The sequence below is a fragment of the Ruegeria sp. CDSA033 genome (genome assembly GCF_059612305.1).
The window spans coordinates 1-14,750 of sequence record NZ_JBXWQI010000010.1; the positions used below are offsets into that span (position 1 = coordinate 1).

The window sequence follows — 14,750 nt, forward strand, 5'->3', positions numbered from 1 at the left end:
TCGGCCACCGGTTCCTCGGGCTCGGTAACTTCGGGGTCAGGTACTTCGGCCACCGGTTCCTCGGGCTCGGTAACTTCGGGGTCAGGTACTTCGGCCACCGGTTCCTCGGGCTCGGTAACTTCAGGGTCAGGTACTTCGGCCACAGGTTCCTCAGGCTCGGTAACTTCTGGGTCAGGCACTTCGGCCACCGGTTCCTCAGGCTCGGTAACCTCAGGTTCTGGCACTTCGGCAACCGGCTCTTCGGGCTGCGGGGTTTCTTCAACCGGTGGCGTTGGGGCCGGCGGAGTGGTGGAGCCGTTGTCCAGCATGACCTCACCCTGGGTGGCAGCAAAGTTCTGCGTCACCATCACAGCGTCGAAACCCTGCATGTCGCCGGTTTCAATTCCGATTCCGATGTATTTGAAATCTGGGTTCAGAATGTTGGCGCGGTGACCGGGGCTGTTCATCAGGTTCTGATGAAGCTGGGCGACGTCATCGCTGATGCCTGGCGCGCCGCGCTCGGATTGCCAGGCGATGTTTTCACCTGACCGCCAGTTGCCCGAGAAGTCGAACCCGGCCATTTCCATCCGCTGCGTGGCGCTGGAACCACCCGAGCCGGTGTGGCTGAACCTGTCAGTTTCCAGCATCCATTCACTGTGATCCTCGGACGAGTCGTTCAGGCGCGTTTCAAGCTGTAGGGGGTCCAGCCCGCGGGATGTGCGCTCTTGGTTAATCAGCGCCAGCATTTCTTGTTCGATACTACTTGCAGTCGACATTTTTGCCTCCGATTGGTTTTTTGTCGTGGTAGACGGCGCCAGTTACAAAGGCTCGATGCTGCCTTGATAGGGATGGTGTGTTCAGAGGCGAGTTTTGGCGGGTCAGTGCTACCGCCACGGGATTCGCTGCGCTGCAAAATGCCGGGCAAAATGTTGCTGAGGGGGAAATGGCAGCTTGTCGCGCGTGGGCGGCCCGAGTCGGCGTAAATCATCCGACCCTAGAAACGACAAACCCCCGGGCGATGCCTCGGGGGTCGTCAAATAGTGTCATCCAAAGCTGGACGAGCGAGGTTTTAGAGCAAACCTTCGCGCTGTGCTTTCTTACGTGCCAGTTTACGGGCACGGCGGATCGCTTCAGCTTTCTCGCGCGCTTTTTTCTCGGACGGTTTCTCGAAATGTTGCTTGAGCTTCATTTCGCGGAACACGCCTTCGCGCTGCAGCTTTTTCTTCAGGGCACGAAGCGCCTGATCGACGTTATTGTCGCGAACACTAACCTGCATGTGGTTGTCACCACCTTTCTAGATAGAGTTGCAAGGAAATTGCAGGAATTGGCCGTATAGCAAAGCCGTTCTATCTTGTCTAGTACTGGTCCCCAGAACCGGAGAACCGCCATGACCACCACATATGAAGACACCAAGCAGCAGTTGTTGGACGCGATTTTGATCCAAGTGCCGTTTGACGGCTGGTCCGAAACCAGCTTCCGTGCAGCTATCTTAGATTGCGATATGGATGACACGCTGGCGCGCGCGATTTGTCCCCGTGGCGCAGTTGATCTGGCACTGGCCTTTCACGCGCGCGGCGACGCGGCGATGGAGGATCGGCTGAAGTCTTCGGACCTGAGCGAGTTGAAGTTCCGCGACCGAATCGCCGCTGCAGTTCGGTTCCGGCTTGAGGCGGTTCCGGACAAGGAGCTTGTTCGCCGGGGCATGACGTTGTTTTCGCTGCCCACCCACGCGGCCGATGGGGCAAAAGCCTTGTGGCAGACCTGCGATCTGATCTGGGACACGCTGGGCGATTCCTCGGAAGACGTAAACTGGTACACGAAACGGGCGACGTTGTCGGGCGTCTATTCCTCGACCCTGCTGTTCTGGCTGGGCGACGATTCCCCCGATCACCAGAAAACATGGGAGTTTCTGGATCGGCGGATAGACAACGTCATGCAGTTCGAAAAGATCAAGGCGCAGGTGAATGACAACCCGTTGTTCAAACCGTTTCTGGCGGTGCCGAACTGGTTGGCCGGTCAGGTAAAAGCGCCGACGAAGATGCGTGCTGATTTGCCGGGTATGTTGAACCCGCGCAAGTAAGCGTCTGGGCCTTCCAGAAATTGCCTGCTAGGCATTGGGCAAAGGAGATTTGCCCATGACCCAGATGATGCGCGCTGTCGAAATCACCAAACCCGGTGGTCCGGATGTTCTGCAACTGACGGAACGCCCGGTGCCGGAACCGCAAGCCGGACAGGTGATCCTGAAAGTGGCCTATGCGGGTGTGAACCGGCCTGACGCGCTGCAGCGTGCCGGGGCCTATGATCCGCCGCAGGGTGCCAGCGATTTGCCGGGGCTTGAAGCATCGGGTGAAGTTGTTGCCGTTGGTGCCGGGGTCGAGGGTCTGGCCATCGGCGATCAGGTCTGTGCCTTGCTGCCCGGTGGCGGTTATGCGGAATATGTGGCCACACCCGCTGCGCATTGTCTGCCAGTTCCTTCGGGAATGGGGATGAAAGAGGCCGCGTGCCTGCCCGAAACCTTCTTTACTGTGTGGTCCAACGTCTTCACGCGCGGCGGGCTGAAGGCAGGTGAGCGTTTTCTGGTGCATGGTGGGTCCAGCGGCATTGGCACAACAGCGATCCAGCTGGCGAACGCGTTTGGTGCGCGGGTGTTTGCAACCGCCGGATCTGCTGAGAAATGCGAGGCCTGTGTGAACCTCGGGGCGGAGAGGGCGATCAATTACCGGGATGAGGACTTCGTGGGCGTCATGCGGGCTGAGGGTGGGGCGAACCTGATCCTCGACATGGTTGGTGGCGACTATATCCCGCGCAACGTCAAAGCTCTGGCCGAGGATGGGCGTCTGGTTCAGATCGCCTTCCTGCAAGGGCCGAAGGTCGAGTTGAACTTTGCGATGATGATGGTCAAACGCCTGACCCTGACGGGCAGTACTTTGCGCCCGCAAAGCGATCTGGCAAAGGCGAAGATTGCGCAGGATCTGCGCGAAGCGGTCTGGCCATTGCTGGAGTCTGGGAAGGTGGCCCCCGTCATGGACAGTGAGTTCCATCTGGCCGAGGCGGCAGCCGCCCATGCGCGGATGGAAAGCTCGGGCCACATCGGCAAGATTGTCCTCAAAGTCGCCGGTTAAAGTTCTGGCGCGGGTAAATCCCGCGCTTTTTCCGATCAGACCACTGCGCGGCGGTAAAGATGCCAGGTTGCATGGCCCAGGACTGGCATGACAACGATCAGCCCCAGCAGCATCGGGATAGCTCCGATGATCAACAGGGCCGCTACGATGAACCCCCATGCCAAAATTACACCGGGGTTATGCCGCAACACCCGAACCGAAGTCACGACCGCCACCGGCAGTCCGACAGGACGGTCCAACAGCAATGGAAAGCTGACGACGCTCATGGCCAATGCAACGAGCGCGAATAAAAACCCGATCGCATTGCCGAAGATGATCATGGACCAGCCTGCGCCCGTGGTGAACACCTGAGTCACGAAAGCCCCGAGTGAGGTGGGCAGATCAGGCCCAAGCGTATGCACATAGATGCTCTGCGCGACCATCAGCCAAATCAGCAGCAGCATGACCAGATAGAACCCCAAGGCCAGAATTGCACCGAAGGACGGGGACCGGAAGACGCCCAAGGCGTCCAGCCAATGCACCTCGCCGCCTTGCTCGCGTTTGCGGCTGATTTCGTAAAGGCCCACGGCTGCGATCGGACCGACTATTGCGAAACCCATGATCAGCGGTGCCAGTAGGGGCACCATGTTGCGATTCAGGCCGAAGCCGAACATCAGCAGACCTGCGATTGGGTAAACCAATATGATGAAAATCGCATCCGCCCGTGTTTCCAGAAAATCATTGTACCCGGCCTGCAAACAGGCCTTCAGGTCCTGCATCGTAAGCGTTTGCACCTGTGGCAGATGCCGGGTGTCCGCGCTGCCGATATGGTGCACGCTTTCCGTGATATGATCGCCGGTCGCGCCGATGTTTCGGGCGGCCCAACTGATCGGATTTCCTATTGTTTTGGCCATCTTGATCCCCTCCCTTTGCCAGTGCGCAACGGGTTGAATCCGGCGGTGGTTGCCTTTGGCCGGACCAGCCGGCAACGCTCAGACCCCAGTATAGCACAGTTTTTCCCGTTGTGGTTGCGCGGCAGCGAAAACCTACCAATTGCCCTGTTTCACAGGCGTGTTAGCTTGGCGTCAGGCAACAGGAGGTCAGCATGCAGCAAACGGCAAGAACCGTCGTCATTCATGAACACGGCGGTCCCGAAGTTCTAAAGATCGAAGACCGGCCCTTGGGCGAACCCGGACCCGGCGAGGTTCGCATCCGCCACCGGGCCTGTGGGCTGAACTTCATTGATGTCTATCAGCGCACTGGGTTGTACCCGATGGATTTACCGCACGCGCTGGGCATGGAAGCGGCAGGTTTGATTGAAGCCGTTGGCGAAGGTGTTACCCATCTGAAACCGGGCCAACGCGCAGCTTATGCCGCAGCACCCGCCGGGGCCTATTGCGAGGCGCGCGTGATGCCAGCGGCGCAGGTGTGTCCGTTGTCCGAAGGGATTTCTTTTGACGCGGCTGCGGCGATGATGCTCAAGGGGATGACGGTCGAGTATCTGTTTCACCGGACAACGCCTTTGAAACGGGGTGACACGGTTCTGTTTCACGCGGCCGCCGGTGGCGTTGGTCTGATTGCCTGCCAATGGGCCAAGTCCGAGGGCATCACGCTGATCGGAACAGCCGGAACAGACGAAAAATGCAGCCTCGCGCAGTTCAACGGGGCTGCGCATTGTATCAATTACCGGACCGAGAACTTTGCCGAACGTGTGGCCGAAATCACCGGCGGCAAGGGCGTGGATGTGGCTATGGATTCCATCGGCGCGGACACGTTCAATGGCTCGCTGGACTGCCTGAAGCCTTTGGGAATGATGATCTCATTCGGCAATGCGTCGGGGCCAGTCCCGTTGATGGATATCGGTATTTTGGGCAAGAAAGGTTCCTTGAAAATCACCCGACCGACCCTGTTTACCCATATCGCCGACCCTTCTGTATGTCAGGCAATGGCACGGCGGTTGTTCGGCAAGGTCGAGGGCGGCGAGGTGAAAATCCACATCGATCAGCGGTTCCCGTTGGATCAGGTGGCCGAGGCGCACCGAGTTCTTGAAGCGCGTCAGACCACAGGCAGCACGGTTATGGAGCCGTAAGACGGACTGAGCCCGGCTCGTTGGTGTTTGATCTTGAAACGAAAAGCGGCGGCAGAATACTCTGCCGCCGCCTAATTGGGGAATGTCAGAAATTATTGCTGCAGTTCCGCCGGTGTTTTATCCGCGATGGTTTCCCAATTGGCGCTGGCTTGTTCGACAAAACCAGGGATGTCACCTTCCCAGCGCTGCTGGATGTCTTGCGACAGGTTCAGGTACAGCTTGTTGTCGACGATCTTCCAGTAGGTCGGGTCACCGTCAAACTTGAAGCCCATCGCAGCGCCGAATGCGCAATAGCCGCCATATGCAGGCAGGTAGGCCTCGGGGTTTTCTTCGAACGCGGCTTTGTTTTCTTCATTGGCAAAGCGATACATCGCGTCGTTGTGCAGTGTGGTGATGCGGTAGTCACCTTTGGTCGGCTCGCCAGCGGTGAAGTAGGCAACCGGATCATAGCCCTGCATGGCGAGACCGGTCGAGCTTGCGTTCAGTTCAACACCAGCGGCCAGAGCTGAGCTTGCGATGGCAACAGACAGCGCGACGCCGCCGATAAGAGATTTGAACTTGTTCATTGTTTTCACCTTTCGTGAAGGGGCCGCCACGTGACGCAGAAAATTGCACCCAGACAACCCAAGAGTTTTTTTGTCCGTGAGACCCGCAATTGGTCGTCACGGAACCCAAGTGGGCAGGCGGCCTATCACGTTCAAAGCAATCAATTGTGAATGTGCAGGGGCGAAGAGGCACTGTTCACAAATGCAGGGTAGGCCTTAGGTATCGGGCTCGAAATCCAAAACGAATTCGGTGACTTTTTCCGCGGGCATTTCGCAGGGGCGAAGAAGAGATCCGCGTTTGGTCAGATAAAGGTTCAGGCTTATGTAGTCGCTGCCGTCCAGTGCGCGTGCGACAAGTTTCTGCGACTTGCCGTCTGAAAATTCCGTTCGACTGACGATATACCGCCTGCCGTGGGCACGCCCGGTCGACGACCCCTTGGGGATGGCAAAAAAAGCGGTAAGGAAGGCGTTCGGGGCGCTCAAGACTGCCCGATTTTTGGTTCAGTGCCGGATTTGATGCGGGCAATATTCGCGCTGTGGCGCCAATAGACCAACAGGGTCAGGACGCCAGCCAGTAGCAGCGTTTGCGAACTTGTCAGGAAAAGGACCCAGATAGTGGACGTTGCCGCCGCCGCAAGTGCCGCAAGGGATGAGATACGCCAGATTGCAGCAGCAACCAACCATGTCAAACAACAGGCCACACCGACACGCCAGTCCAGCGCCAGCCAGATGCCCAGAAACGTGGCGACCCCTTTGCCGCCCTTAAATCCCAGCCAAACCGGAAAGCAATGGCCCAAAAGTGCTGCCAGCGCGGCAATCTGCGCGGCATCCTCGCCCGCAAGGGCACGTGCGACCAGAACGGCAACCCCGCCTTTTGCGGCGTCGAAGATCAGGGTCAGGGCAGCGGCGGTCTTGTTGCCTGTCCGCAAAACATTGGTTGCGCCGATATTGCCCGATCCGATGTTGCGCAGGTTGCCCAGCCCCATCACCTTGGCCAGGACCATGCCAAACGGGATCGACCCCATCAGGTATCCAAGTGCCGCCCACAGGATCAGCTGGGTCATTGTGCTGTCGATGATCGGCATCAGGGTCTCCGGTAAACTTCTTGTCCTGCAACGAAAGTTGCGGTGACCTTACCTTGCATCCGCTGGCCGTCAAACGGTGTGTTCTGAGATTTGGATTTGAGCGAGAACCGGTCCAGCACAAAGGGCACATCCGGGTCAAACAGCACCAGATCCGCAGGCGCGCCTTCGGACAGACGGCCACTGTCCAGCCCTAATCGTTTCGCCGGGTTTAGGGCCATTGCGCGGAACAGTGTCGGCAGGTCCAACTGCCCGGCATGATACAGACGCAAGGCGGCGGGCAGCAGGGTTTCCAGCGCTACCGCGCCAGAGGCCGCCTCTTCAAACGGCAAGCGTTTGCTTTCCTCATCCTGAGGCGTGTGCATGGAACTGATCGTATCAATCAGGCCGGTCCGTACCGCTTCGATCACTGCTTGCCGGTCATCCTCGGATCGCAACGGTGGCTTGACCTTGAAGAAGGTGCGATAGTCGGCCACGTCCAGTTCATTCAGCGTCAGGTGGTGGATTGACGTACCTGCGGTGATGTCCAGACCGTTCCGCTTGGCCCGCTCCAGCGCAGGCAGGGCGCGGGCGGTGGTGATCTGGTCGGCGTGATAGGTGGCCCCGGTCATCTCTAGCAGAGCGATGTCGCGGTCCAGTCCCATCCGCTCGGCCATTGGTGAGACGGCGGGCAGGCCACGCAGCACGGCGAATTTACCACTGGTGGCTGCGGCACCATTGCTGAGGATGGGTTCTTGCGGGTGGGCGATGACCAGCGCGCCACAGGCCCAGGCATAGGTCAGGGCGCGGGAAAACACCTTGGTGTTGGCGATCACGTGATCGCAGTCAGTAAAGGCGACGGCACCGGCATCCTGCAGGAATCCGATCTCAGTCATTTCGCGGCCTTCGCGACCTTTGGTCAACGCGGCCATTGGCAGGACGTTAACCGGGGTGTCGGCCTGTGCACGGCGTGTGACGAACTCCAGACTTTCCGGCGTGTCGATCGCGGGGCTGGTATCGGGGCGGGTCACGATGGTGGTCACGCCTCCGGCCGCAGCGGCCAGACCGGCAGATTTATAGCTTTCCTTGTGCCGCTCACCCGGTTCACAGACCTTGACGCCGATATCGACGATACCGGGCGCGAGGCACTGCCCGCCACAATCGACGACTTGCGCCTCCAACGCCGGAGCATCCCCTTCGCCGCGCGCAGTAATCCGACCGTCGGATACTTGTAGCCAGCCAGGGCAGTCGGTGCCGGTTTCCGGGTCAATCAGGCGGGCGTTGGTGAAAAGAGTGTTGTTCATGCCATTGCCCTTTCGATGGCGGCTTTGGTGGCGGCGGGGTCAGCCTGATACTTGATCAGGTGTTTGTCGCCGCCCTTGGTGACGATCTGGACAAAGCTGCCCATGAGGTTGACCGCCTCTATCTGGTTCAGCGCCACTTTGCGTGGTCCCGGGCCGGTTAGGGTGGTGTCCGTTATCTGCCATGTGGTGGTCAGTTCTTCTGAGGCCAGGTACCATGCGCGAAAGGCGACCGCTGCAAGACCGGCGGGTGCCCCGGTCCAGACGTAGGGGTTTCCGACCAGCCACAGCACGATCATAGCGACTGCCATGGCCCCGGCGGCCAGCCATGTATTCGTGCGGATATACGCGCCTTTGTCGGGGGTGAAGGTCACAGGATCAGCCACAGGATGCCTCCGATGACCACCAGCGCCACCACTGCCAGCATGGCCGACCCAATACGGCGGGGTTTGGCGTCTTGTGGCGGGGTTTGCGGGGCCGAGAACGGTTTCGCGCTTTCGGTATTAATTGCTCCACCGGTCCAGCTTGTCGCCTCTTCTGTGTAAAGGCCGATCCGACGCACTTTGGCGTCCGGTCGCAAAGTGGCGGCACGTCCCTGAAACGCGGCACTGCGCACGACCATGACCCAGCCTTCAACGCTCTCCAGCGCAGCCCGGTCCAGTTGATCTTTAGGGACGCCGCACCCTTCGTTGAGATAGCCGAAAAGACCCAGTTCCTCGAGATCTGATACGGGAAAGACGTCGATCTGAACGGGATCCAGACCCTCGACACCCAGAACCTGGTCGGCGGCGCCCGGTTCGCGCAGGAACTTTGCTGCCTCGGGCCGCATGTCCAGCTGAAACAGGCGCAGGACGCCGTATTCGTGGGGGGCGACGATCAGATCACTCATGCTGCCTCGCGCAGGTTGCGGGCCAACAGTTCCATTGCGGCCATGCGAACGGCGACGCCCATTTCGACCTGTTCCTGAATAACGGACCGGTTGATGTCGTCCGCCAGCGTTCCGTCAATCTCAACACCGCGATTCATCGGGCCGGGATGCATGACGATGGCGTCAGGCTTGGCCTGCGACAGCTTAGCGGCGTCCAGACCATAGCGGTGATAGTATTCCCGCTCGGACGGGATGAACCCACCATCCATCCGCTCTTTCTGAAGGCGCAGCATCATCACGACGTCGACGTCCTTGAGGCCTTCGTTCATGTCGTCGTAAATTTCGGCGCCAAACTCGGCAAACTGGTTGGGGACCAGGGTCGGTGGTCCGATCAGACGAATACGGTTTTCCATTTTGCCCAGCAGGATAAGGTTTGACCGGGCCACGCGGGAATGGGCGACATCGCCGCAGATCGCGATGTTCAGACGGTGCAGGCGACCTTTGGCGCGGCGAATGGTCAGCGCGTCCAGCAGAGCCTGCGTCGGGTGTTCATGTTTGCCGTCACCGGCATTCAGCACCGCGCAATTCACCTTCTGCGCCAGCAGGTCGACCGCGCCGGAATGCGGATGGCGCACCACCAACAAATCGGGGTGCATCGCATTCAGCGTCATCGCTGTGTCGATCAGCGTCTCGCCTTTTTTGATCGAGCTGGCTTGCATCGCCATGTTCATCACATCCGCGCCCAGCCGCTTGCCGGCAATCTCGAAACTGGCCTGCGTGCGGGTTGAGTTCTCGAAGAACATGTTGATTTGCGTCAGCCCTGACAGCACGTCGGAATGCTTGGTCGACTGGCGGTTCATCTCGACATATTTCTCGGCCAGATCGAGAATGGCAGTGATATCGGATTGCGACAGATGCTCGATGCCAAGAAGGTGACGATGGGCGAAACGCATTGGCGGGCTCCTGTCTGACAATCGCGCCGCTTATAAGAAGCCGCGCTGCTCAAGGCAACCTAAGGATCAGATCCTTCGGGCAGTTTCTCGCATCCGCCTTCGGGCAGGCACTGTTCGCCGGGCTTGCACCACTTGCCGTATCCGCAATCGATGGCCTTGACGGGAACACAGCCCTGATTTTTGGAACACTTGAACCCCTGACGGCACTGCGACCCGGTTTTTTCGCAAAGATACCAGCCGGGGCGTGAACATCCGCCACCCGGCAGGCAAGACGATCCGGATCCGCAAATGCGACCGTCGTCGCATGTCAGTGAAGGCAGTTCCAGAATGTCAGGCGTGTTACGCTCGCATTCGCCACGGGCATTGCAGATGCTGCCGCCGGGGCAGTCCAGACGCGACCTGCACTTATTTTGCCCCGCTGGTGCGCATCGGGTGCCGCCTGCCACGCAGCGCTCGAATGGGCCGCAGGTTCTGCCGCCACCGCAATAGGTGCCGCCCAGCGGAATGCAGTTCCCGTCAAAGCTGCATCTTTGGCCACCCGAACAGCAGGTACTGCCGCATTTGAACTGACCCGCACGGCACTGCCCGTACCGGTCTTGAAACTGCGCAGAGGCCGGGCCGCTGAGCATGGTCAGCAGCAAACTGATGAGAAAGAATCGCAATACACACAACATGAATACGCCAATGGTCGGTGCGACGGACCGACCAATCAAGGCCTATTCGCTTTCCCTCGTTCAAAAGGTGGTTAGATTGAGGGGTATGGAATCGGCTTTGGACTATCATACTGCCCGTGCTCTGCTGGAATGGCAGATCGAGCTGGGTGCGACGGATGCGATCGGTGATGCACCGGTGGATCGCTATGCGCTGCCAGATACGGCGCCAAAAGCCAAGAAACCCGCAAAGGCCCAAACCGCACCAGAAAAACCAAAGCAGGTTGATCCGGTGGCGGTTGCGAAATCTGCGGCACAGTCTGCCGGGTCGCTGGATCAGTTACGGGCGGCCATGGACGCGTTTGACCATTGCGAGTTGAAGCGCGGTGCGCGGCAGTTGGTCTTTGCCGACGGCACCCCGGGTTCGCGGGTGATGATTATCGGAGAGGCTCCGGGCCGGGATGAGGACCGCGAGGGCAAGCCCTTTGTCGGACGCGCCGGGCAGTTGTTGGACCGGATGCTGGCGGCGATTAATCTCAATCGGACCGAAAACGTCTATATCACCAACGTCCTGCCGTGGCGCCCACCGCAGAACCGGGATCCCAAGCCCGAAGAGATTGGCATGTTGAAGCCGTTTCTCGAACGGCACGTGGCCTTGGCCAAACCCGAGGTTTTGGTGGTGATGGGCAATATCAGCTGTCAGGCTGTTCTGGGCAAACGGGGGATCACACGGCTTCGGGGTCAGTGGGGTCAGGCGATGGACTTGCCGGTTATCCCGATGTTCCATACAGCATATCTGCTGCGACAGCCACAGATGAAGCGGCAGGCATGGGCCGATTTGCTGGAACTCAAAGCAAGGCTGGAGGGCAAGGCATGAAAATCCTCGCATTCTCGGACCTTCATATGGCGCGCAACCGTGCCGCAGACGTTGTTGCAGCCAGCGACGAGGCCGATCTGGTTATCGGAGCCGGAGATTATTGCAACATGCGGCAAGGGCTGGATGACGCGATGGCGATGCTCTCTGGTATCAATGCGCCGCTGGTTCTGGTGCCGGGCAATGCCGAAAGTGCAGGTGAACTGACCGACGCTGCGCCTGAAGGAGTGCATGTTTTGCATGGGACAGGCATGACCGTGGATGGGCTGCGTCTGTTTGGCCTTGGTTACGGCGTGCCGGTGACGCCATTCGGTGAGTGGTCCTGTGATCTGTCGGACCCTGAAGCGGCTGAGTTGCTGGATCGTTGCGAAGGAGCTGACATCCTGATCGCGCATTCTCCGCCCAAGGGTCACGGCGATCTTACGTCGACGGGTGACGCGGTAGGATCGGTGGCGGTCCGTGACGCAATCGAGCGGTTGCAGCCGCAATTTGCCCTTTGTGGCCATATCCATGACAGCTGGGGTTACCGAGGCGCAATCGGCGTGACGCAGATCGCCAATCTTGGCCCCACAGTAAATTGGTTCGAGGTCACCACGTGATTGAAACAGTTACGCTGCTGGCGTTTATCCCGGCGGCAATTGCCCTGAATCTGACCCCCGGGGCGGACATGATGTTCTGCTTTGGGCAGGGGCTGCGGTCCGGGGCGCGGCCTGCAATCGCCGCTAGCGCAGGTATCTCCGTCGGATCGATGGTTCATGTTCTGGTGGCGGGTCTCGGTCTAGGAGCGGCTGTGGCGACGATGCCCTGGCTGTTCGATGTGATCCGCTGGATGGGCGTTGCTTATCTGCTGTATCTCGCCTGGGGGGCGTTTCGGAATGGGGCGGTTTCTGCGGATACTCCCTCCGGTCCCACCCAATTGGCATTCCGGGACGGGCTGGTGGTGAACCTGACCAACCCCAAAGTAATTCTGTTTGTTCTGGCTTTTATTCCGCAGTTCGTGAACCCGGCGGCGGGATCGATCCTGCTGCAGTTCCTGATTTTCGGATCCATCATTGCGCTGGGTGGATTTGTGGTGAATGGGCTAGTGGGAATTTTTGCCGGTGGTGCGGGGCGGATGCTAATCGCGAACCCGCGCGCTTCGCGCATCATGGGCTGGGTGACCGGAGGGATTTTCACAGCCCTCGCGATCCGGCTTGCCATCTTGGAAAGGGCCTGAGGAAACATGTCGCGCATTGATGAGACCAAAGACTTCATTCCGGTCCGTATCGCCGTGCTGACCGTCTCGGACACACGGTCGCTGGATGAAGATAAATCCGGCCAGACACTTGCGGACCGTATCGAAAGGGCAGGGCACAGGGTTGCCGATCGCAGCATCATCCGCGATGAGCGCAGCGAGATCGCCGATCAGTTGCGCGTCTGGATTGCGGATCCTGAGATAGACGTGGTGATTTCGACCGGTGGTACGGGCCTGACGGGCCGCGACGTAACGGTCGAAGCGCATCGCGATGTTTATGAGAAGGAAATCGAGGCCTTCGGCACGGTGTTCACAATTATTTCCATGGAAAAGATCGGCACCTCCGCCGTTCAATCGCGGGCAACTGGTGGCGTGGCAGGCGGCACATATCTATTTGCATTGCCCGGCAGTCCGGGCGCTTGCAAGGACGCTTGGGACGGGATTTTGGAAAAGCAGTTCGACTATCGCCACCGTCCCTGTAATTTCGTCGAGATAATGCCCAGATTGGACGAACATTTGCGACGGAAGTAGACTGGTCGCACGTTAAACCGTTCATAACCGCTTTGTGGCTTGGCATTTTTTGCTGCCCAGCTACCTTTTGCTAATGGCAGCCTGATGCAACCGGGGTGAATTTTATATGCGATTTCTGAGGCAAAGCCTTGTAGGAGTCTTTTTGACGTCGTTGACTGTGGCCCTGTTGTTTGTGGCAGCGCAGATGATTTCGGGCGCCGTACAAGACGTTCTGACGCGGGAGGAGTCGGCTCCGCAGGCGCGCGAGCGTGTCTTTGCCGTTTCTGTTCGGTCTGCGGAATTGGAAACCGTGACTCCGTATCTTGAAGCCTTTGGCGAGGTTCAAAGCCGTCGCAGGTTAGAGTTGCGCGCCGCGCTGGGCGGGCGCGTTGTCGAGTTGGCCGAAGATTTTGAAGATGGCGGTGTGGTAACAACAGGCGAAGTTCTGGTCGAACTTGATCCCGCAGACGCCCAGTCCGCGCTGGACCGGGCAAAATCCGATTTGCTGGACGCGCAGTTTGAAGAGCGTGACGCGGAGCGGTCGCTGCTGCTGGCGCAGGACGAGTTGAACTCGGCTGAGGCGCAGGCGGAGCTGCGCGGGCGCGCCTTGCAGCGCCAACAGGATTTGCAAACCCGCGGGGTCGGGGCCGCAGCATCTGTGGAAGAGGCTGAGCTGGCCAAAGCTGCCGCGCAGCAGGCGGTGCTGGCGCGGCGGATTGCACTGGCCCAGGCCGAATCCCGCGTCGATCAGGCGACCACCCTGTTGTCACGAGCCCGCATTGCGCTTGAGGCCGCTGAACGCGATCTGGATGATATGACAATCCGCGCCCGGTTCGGGGGCACATTGACGGATGTAACACTGGTCGAAGGACGGCTGGTGTCCGCGAACGAAAAGCTGGCGGAACTTGTCGACCCCAATGCGTTGGAGGTGGCATTCCGGGTCTCAACCGCGCAATACGTCCGATTGCTGGACGCATCCGGTGATCTGATCGACGCACCGGTGACAATCTCGCTTGAGGTCACGGGCACCGACCTGACCGCACAAGGCCGCATTAGCCGCGACAGCGGATCGGCGGGCGAAGGGCAGACCGGGCGTTTGATCTATGCCCGACTGGATGAGGCGTCGGGGTTCAAGCCGGGCGATTTTGTTACCGTCACAGTGCAGGAACAACCGCTGGACAACGTAGTATTGCTGCCGTCTTCGGTTCTGGATGCTGTGGGCACAGTGTTGGTGCTGGATGAGAATGACAGGCTCGAAGCGCTGCCAGTCCAGTTGATCCGCCGTCAGGGCGATGAGGTCTTGCTGCGCGGCGAAGGTTTGGTTGGGCGTGAGGTCGTGATAGGCCGTACGCCGCTGCTGGGGTCGGGCGTGCGTGTCCGGCCCCTGCGGATAGATGATAGCGCCGGGGCCGCACCGGGTATGGTTGAGCTGTCTGTGGAACAGCGCGCCCGGTTGGTCGCTCAGGTCGAGGCCAGTACGCGCATGCCAAAGGATGTCAAAGAACGGGTTCTGGGCCAGTTGAGCGAGGCCAAGGTACCGGCCGCGCTGGTACAACGGCTTGAAAACAGGGCGGGGGGCTAAGCG

The 14,750-nt window shown here is 59.5% G+C and carries 19 protein-coding genes; 8 read left to right on the plus strand and 11 right to left on the minus strand.

Going from position 1 to position 14,750, the window contains the following annotated elements; all coding sequences use genetic code 11:
• Together AC2FLA_RS13675 and rpsU are read right to left on the minus strand one after the other, a co-directional pair.
• Positions 1–755: CAP domain-containing protein (locus tag AC2FLA_RS13675; RefSeq protein WP_496722847.1), on the minus strand; the 755-nt coding region annotated here is incomplete at its 3' end.
• 293 nt (positions 756–1,048) lie between these two features.
• Positions 1,049–1,255 carry a 30S ribosomal protein S21 gene (gene rpsU, locus AC2FLA_RS13680; protein ID WP_005614280.1) on the minus strand — a complete coding sequence of 69 codons (207 nt, stop codon included), beginning with the start codon at positions 1,253–1,255 and terminating at the stop codon, positions 1,049–1,051.
• 111 nt (positions 1,256–1,366) lie between these two features.
• Between rpsU and AC2FLA_RS13685 the strand changes: the two genes are divergently transcribed.
• Together AC2FLA_RS13685 and AC2FLA_RS13690 are read left to right on the plus strand one after the other, a co-directional pair.
• Complete coding sequence (locus AC2FLA_RS13685; RefSeq protein ID WP_496722848.1) at positions 1,367–2,059, plus strand: COQ9 family protein; 693 nt, start codon at positions 1,367–1,369, stop codon at positions 2,057–2,059.
• 55 nt (positions 2,060–2,114) lie between these two features.
• On the plus strand, positions 2,115–3,101 hold the full coding sequence (locus AC2FLA_RS13690) for an NAD(P)H-quinone oxidoreductase (RefSeq protein WP_496722850.1): 987 nt from the start codon (positions 2,115–2,117) through the stop codon (positions 3,099–3,101).
• A gap of 35 nt (positions 3,102–3,136) precedes the next feature.
• Here the strand turns inward: AC2FLA_RS13690 and AC2FLA_RS13695 are convergent, their stop codons facing one another.
• On the minus strand, positions 3,137–3,994 hold the full coding sequence (locus tag AC2FLA_RS13695) for a DUF2189 domain-containing protein (protein ID WP_496722852.1): 858 nt from the start codon (positions 3,992–3,994) through the stop codon (positions 3,137–3,139).
• Positions 3,995–4,185: 191 nt separating this feature from the next.
• Between AC2FLA_RS13695 and AC2FLA_RS13700 the strand changes: the two genes are divergently transcribed.
• A complete protein-coding gene (locus AC2FLA_RS13700; RefSeq protein ID WP_496722854.1) occupies positions 4,186–5,169 on the plus strand; it encodes a quinone oxidoreductase family protein in 984 nt (327 codons plus the stop codon).
• Positions 5,170–5,261: 92 nt separating this feature from the next.
• Here the strand turns inward: AC2FLA_RS13700 and AC2FLA_RS13705 are convergent, their stop codons facing one another.
• The 8 genes from AC2FLA_RS13705 to AC2FLA_RS13740 form a co-directional block, all read right to left on the minus strand.
• Positions 5,262–5,735: a YHS domain-containing (seleno)protein gene (locus AC2FLA_RS13705; protein WP_058273690.1), complete on the minus strand. Its 474-nt coding sequence runs from the start codon at positions 5,733–5,735 to the stop codon at positions 5,262–5,264.
• A gap of 195 nt (positions 5,736–5,930) precedes the next feature.
• Positions 5,931–6,197 (minus strand): hypothetical protein, encoded by a 267-nt coding sequence (locus tag AC2FLA_RS13710; RefSeq protein WP_496722856.1) that lies wholly within the window; start codon positions 6,195–6,197, stop codon positions 5,931–5,933.
• Positions 6,194–6,799: a glycerol-3-phosphate 1-O-acyltransferase PlsY gene (gene plsY / locus AC2FLA_RS13715; RefSeq protein ID WP_496722857.1), complete on the minus strand. Its 606-nt coding sequence runs from the start codon at positions 6,797–6,799 to the stop codon at positions 6,194–6,196. Before plsY ends, AC2FLA_RS13710 begins: the two co-directional genes overlap by 4 nt.
• Complete coding sequence (gene pyrC, locus AC2FLA_RS13720) at positions 6,799–8,079, minus strand: dihydroorotase (protein WP_496722859.1); 1,281 nt, start codon at positions 8,077–8,079, stop codon at positions 6,799–6,801. The genes plsY and pyrC overlap by 1 nt, the downstream gene beginning before the upstream one ends.
• On the minus strand, positions 8,076–8,462 hold the full coding sequence (locus AC2FLA_RS13725) for a hypothetical protein (RefSeq protein WP_496722861.1): 387 nt from the start codon (positions 8,460–8,462) through the stop codon (positions 8,076–8,078). The genes pyrC and AC2FLA_RS13725 overlap by 4 nt, the downstream gene beginning before the upstream one ends.
• The gene (locus AC2FLA_RS13730; protein WP_496722863.1) at positions 8,447–8,965 is read right to left on the minus strand and encodes a hypothetical protein; all 519 of its coding nucleotides are present in this window, start codon (positions 8,963–8,965) and stop codon (positions 8,447–8,449) included. The genes AC2FLA_RS13725 and AC2FLA_RS13730 overlap by 16 nt, the downstream gene beginning before the upstream one ends.
• A complete protein-coding gene (locus tag AC2FLA_RS13735; protein WP_496722864.1) occupies positions 8,962–9,897 on the minus strand; it encodes an aspartate carbamoyltransferase catalytic subunit in 936 nt (311 codons plus the stop codon). The genes AC2FLA_RS13730 and AC2FLA_RS13735 overlap by 4 nt, the downstream gene beginning before the upstream one ends.
• Before the next feature lie 59 nt (positions 9,898–9,956).
• Positions 9,957–10,559 (minus strand): scavenger receptor class F, member 2, encoded by a 603-nt coding sequence (locus AC2FLA_RS13740; RefSeq protein ID WP_496722865.1) that lies wholly within the window; start codon positions 10,557–10,559, stop codon positions 9,957–9,959.
• 97 nt (positions 10,560–10,656) lie between these two features.
• Between AC2FLA_RS13740 and AC2FLA_RS13745 the strand changes: the two genes are divergently transcribed.
• The 5 genes from AC2FLA_RS13745 (at position 10,657) to AC2FLA_RS13765 (ending at position 14,747) form a co-directional block, all read left to right on the plus strand.
• Positions 10,657–11,424, plus strand: coding sequence for a uracil-DNA glycosylase (locus AC2FLA_RS13745; RefSeq protein WP_496723049.1), 768 nt, complete (start codon positions 10,657–10,659; stop codon positions 11,422–11,424).
• On the plus strand, positions 11,421–12,020 hold the full coding sequence (locus tag AC2FLA_RS13750) for a metallophosphoesterase family protein (protein ID WP_496722867.1): 600 nt from the start codon (positions 11,421–11,423) through the stop codon (positions 12,018–12,020). Before AC2FLA_RS13745 ends, AC2FLA_RS13750 begins: the two co-directional genes overlap by 4 nt.
• On the plus strand, positions 12,017–12,637 hold the full coding sequence (locus tag AC2FLA_RS13755; protein ID WP_496722868.1) for a LysE family translocator: 621 nt from the start codon (positions 12,017–12,019) through the stop codon (positions 12,635–12,637). Before AC2FLA_RS13750 ends, AC2FLA_RS13755 begins: the two co-directional genes overlap by 4 nt.
• Before the next feature lie 6 nt (positions 12,638–12,643).
• The gene (gene moaB, locus AC2FLA_RS13760; protein WP_496722869.1) at positions 12,644–13,186 is read left to right on the plus strand and encodes a molybdenum cofactor biosynthesis protein B; all 543 of its coding nucleotides are present in this window, start codon (positions 12,644–12,646) and stop codon (positions 13,184–13,186) included.
• A 106-nt stretch (positions 13,187–13,292) separates the two neighbouring features.
• Positions 13,293–14,747: an efflux RND transporter periplasmic adaptor subunit gene (locus tag AC2FLA_RS13765; protein ID WP_496722871.1), complete on the plus strand. Its 1,455-nt coding sequence runs from the start codon at positions 13,293–13,295 to the stop codon at positions 14,745–14,747.
• Positions 14,748–14,750: the final 3 nt, after the last annotated feature.

What these genes read in the sequence shown, in the direction of transcription:
- AC2FLA_RS13685 (WP_496722848.1), top strand. Translation starts at nt 1,367, where the DNA reads ATGACCACCACATATGAAGACACCAAGCAGCAGTTGTTGGACGCGATT.
- AC2FLA_RS13695 (WP_496722852.1), bottom strand. Translation starts at nt 3,994, where the DNA reads ATGGCCAAAACAATAGGAAATCCGATCAGTTGGGCCGCCCGAAACATC.
- plsY (WP_496722857.1), bottom strand. Translation starts at nt 6,799, where the DNA reads ATGCCGATCATCGACAGCACAATGACCCAGCTGATCCTGTGGGCGGCA.
- AC2FLA_RS13745 (WP_496723049.1), top strand. Translation starts at nt 10,657, where the DNA reads ATGGAATCGGCTTTGGACTATCATACTGCCCGTGCTCTGCTGGAATGG.
- AC2FLA_RS13765 (WP_496722871.1), top strand. Translation starts at nt 13,293, where the DNA reads ATGCGATTTCTGAGGCAAAGCCTTGTAGGAGTCTTTTTGACGTCGTTG.
- pyrC (WP_496722859.1), bottom strand. Translation starts at nt 8,079, where the DNA reads ATGAACAACACTCTTTTCACCAACGCCCGCCTGATTGACCCGGAAACC.
- AC2FLA_RS13690 (WP_496722850.1), top strand. Translation starts at nt 2,115, where the DNA reads ATGACCCAGATGATGCGCGCTGTCGAAATCACCAAACCCGGTGGTCCG.
- rpsU (WP_005614280.1), bottom strand. Translation starts at nt 1,255, where the DNA reads ATGCAGGTTAGTGTTCGCGACAATAACGTCGATCAGGCGCTTCGTGCC.
- AC2FLA_RS13730 (WP_496722863.1), bottom strand. Translation starts at nt 8,965, where the DNA reads ATGAGTGATCTGATCGTCGCCCCCCACGAATACGGCGTCCTGCGCCTG.
- AC2FLA_RS13700 (WP_496722854.1), top strand. Translation starts at nt 4,186, where the DNA reads ATGCAGCAAACGGCAAGAACCGTCGTCATTCATGAACACGGCGGTCCC.
- moaB (WP_496722869.1), top strand. Translation starts at nt 12,644, where the DNA reads ATGTCGCGCATTGATGAGACCAAAGACTTCATTCCGGTCCGTATCGCC.
- AC2FLA_RS13735 (WP_496722864.1), bottom strand. Translation starts at nt 9,897, where the DNA reads ATGCGTTTCGCCCATCGTCACCTTCTTGGCATCGAGCATCTGTCGCAA.
- AC2FLA_RS13750 (WP_496722867.1), top strand. Translation starts at nt 11,421, where the DNA reads ATGAAAATCCTCGCATTCTCGGACCTTCATATGGCGCGCAACCGTGCC.
- AC2FLA_RS13705 (WP_058273690.1), bottom strand. Translation starts at nt 5,735, where the DNA reads ATGAACAAGTTCAAATCTCTTATCGGCGGCGTCGCGCTGTCTGTTGCC.